At 70.6% G+C, this 2,538-nt stretch carries 2 protein-coding genes and 1 pseudogene; 2 read left to right on the top strand and 1 reads right to left on the bottom strand.

Annotation, left to right across the window (positions count from 1 at the left end):
• A pseudogene (locus ACWD3D_RS36015) lies at positions 1–129 on the top strand (ABC transporter ATP-binding protein); the annotation flags it as partial.
• Positions 130–237: 108 nt separating this feature from the next.
• Here the strand turns inward: ACWD3D_RS36015 and ACWD3D_RS36010 are convergent.
• Positions 238–894: a TetR/AcrR family transcriptional regulator gene (locus ACWD3D_RS36010; RefSeq protein ID WP_451464874.1), complete on the bottom strand. Its 657-nt coding sequence runs from the start codon at positions 892–894 to the stop codon at positions 238–240.
• 266 nt (positions 895–1,160) lie between these two features.
• On the opposite strand from ACWD3D_RS36010, the gene ACWD3D_RS36005 reads away from it, so the two are divergent.
• Positions 1,161–2,438, top strand: a complete 1,278-nt coding sequence (locus tag ACWD3D_RS36005) for a M6 family metalloprotease domain-containing protein (protein ID WP_451464873.1) — start codon at positions 1,161–1,163, stop codon at positions 2,436–2,438.
• The last annotated feature ends 100 nt before the right edge of the window (positions 2,439–2,538 follow it).

Genomic DNA, 2,538 nt, shown 5'->3' with positions numbered 1-2,538 from the left:
GTGACCACCATCGAGATCGACCACGCCTCCCGCTGGTTCGGGAACGTCGTCGCCGTCAACGACGTGAGTACGCACGGGCCGTGCGGCCCGGCCCCGGTCACCGGCGACGCTGCCGGTCCCGTGGGAAGCGAAAGAGGATAAAGGGAGGAACTGAAGGAAACAGGGAAAAAAGTCGGGAAGCGGTAAGACTTCGGACATCGGCGGGTCCGGCCGGGCGGTCGGAGGATGCGTGTGGCGTCAGCGCCGTCGCAGATCCTCCAAGGTCGCCGCCGAGCCGGGGAGTTCGGAGCGGACCGGGGTCCGCAGTCCGTCGAGGAAGAGCTGCAGATGGCGGTGGGCGAACTGGTCGATCTCCAGGCAGGCGATGCCGGGGAGAGGCCGGGTGAGCTGGGAGAGGGCGATCATGAGGTCACCGACCGCGATGTCGGTGCGCAGCAGCCCGGAGGCCATGGCGCGCCGCACGAGTTCCTCGACGGCCACTTCGAGGTGCAGGCGTTCGGCGAGCAGTTCGGGATGGGCCTTGTCGAACGTTCCGGAGAGCAGGGGGCACAGGGCCCCGACCCGTTCGTCGGCGGCCGCGTGCACGAAGCGGCTGAGCGCGTCGAACGGATCGCTCCCCTCGGCCATGGACTCTTCGGCCCGGTCGGCGGTCCGGGACAGCACCGCGAGGACGACCTCATGGGTCAGCGCGGCCCGGTCGGGGAAGTTCCGGTAGAGCGTGGCGTTGCCGACGCCGGCCCTCCGGGCGACGTCGTCGAGGGGCACGTCCGGCCCCAGCTCGACGAACATCTCCCGGGCGGCCGTGACGATCCGTTCGCGGTTGCGCAGCGCGTCGGCCCGCGGACGGGACGTACGGCGCCGGCATTCCGGTGCGGTTCGAGCGACGGTCTCCACGGCGTGGACCTTCTCCGGTGTACGAGTACGGGCGGCTCCCGGACGAACCGGGGACCACGTCCCCACTTCCTGGGGACACACGTTCAAACGGGGAAAGGGTCCCCGGTTATTTCGCCCACACAAGTGACCTGCGTCACAGGTTCACCCCCCACGGCAAAACCCTCCGATCGGCTTACCCAACGAGCGGGCCGGGACGAGCGGACAGAGGCTGACGCCAGAGCGCAGTCCGGGTCGGCCGGCTGCCGTGTACCCCGGAGGCGCGCCCCATGCAGCACCCTCGCCGAGGGATACGCAGCTGTCGCCGCCCGCTCGCTCTCGCGGGGGCGACCGCGCTGGTCATCGCCGCTCTGGCCACCGCGAGCACCGCGCTACCCGACGCGAGCCGGGCCACGGCCGGTCCGGCCTCCCTCAGCCACGAGTCCGCGCTCGGCCCGTGCCGGATATCCGCCGCCCTGGGCGTACAGATGTCCGAAGGCATGCCGACGCCTCCGGGATACGCCCGCTCCACCGGCACGGTGCGGGCCCTGAACCTCATGATCGACTTTCCGGACGCGCAGGGCAGCGGGACGGCGGCGGACCGGATGGCGGAGTTCTTCCCGCAGACCTCCGACTGGTTCCGCCGGAGTTCGTACGGCCGGCTGACCTATGTGGCCGAGGCGCCGGTGAAGGGCTGGCTGCGGATGCCGACACCGTTCACCGAGTACGGCATAGAGCGCGGCTCACCGTACGAACCGGGCTACCGCCAACTGGTGTCGGACATCGTCAAGGCGGCCGACGCGCGGGTCGACTTCTCGGAGTACGACCTGATCAACGTGCTGGTCACGCCGAACGCGGGACCCTCGGCCCTCGACACGGTGCTCTCCGTGACCTTCCCCGACAACGACGAGGCGCCGCGCGCCGACGGCGTGCCGCTGGCCAACACCTCGTTCGTCTACAGCCGCCAGGACGACGGCTCGGGCTCCTACGCCCGGACCGGCTACCGGGTGCTCCCCCACGAGAACGGCCATGTCTTCGGACTCCCCGACCTCTACACCGCGGAGGGCGGCGGCTCGGTCGGGCACTGGGACATCATGTCCGAGGACTGGGGCGCCAACAACGACTTCCTCGGGTGGCACAAGTGGAAGCTGGGCTGGCTCGACAACGGGCAGATCACCTGCGCGTCGGAGTCCGGCACGACCGAGCACACCCTGAAACCGCTGGAGACCGAGGGAGGCACCAAGCTCGCGGTCGTACCGCTGGGCGAGGACTCCGGGTACGTCGTCGAGGTACGCACCGACGCCGGGAACGACGAGGCCGTCTGCCGTCCGGGAGTGCTGATCTACCAGGTCGACTCGGACGTGGAGACGGGCCAGGGCCCGGTCTCCGTCGCGGACAGCACCGGTGACAGCGGTGGCTGCACCCGTCGGCCCAACGTGCACGCCGAGCTCTCCGACGCGCCGTTCCAACCGGGCGAGACCTTCACCGACCGCGCCAACGGCATCCGGGTGTCCGTGCTCGGCGAGGACGACGAGGGCGACTACCGGGTCCGGATCACGCGCTCCTGACCTTCGCCGGACCGGGCCTGCGCGGCCTTCGCCGGACCCGGGCCTGCGCGGCCTCGGGGGTCGCCCATGTCGAGGATGCGGGAGGCCATGCGGTCCGGGT

It is taken from the genome of Streptomyces sp. NPDC002690 (assembly GCF_053592415.1).
The sequence above is the reverse complement of the archived record's forward strand: the minus strand, read 5'-3'. Positions and strand labels throughout refer to the sequence as shown.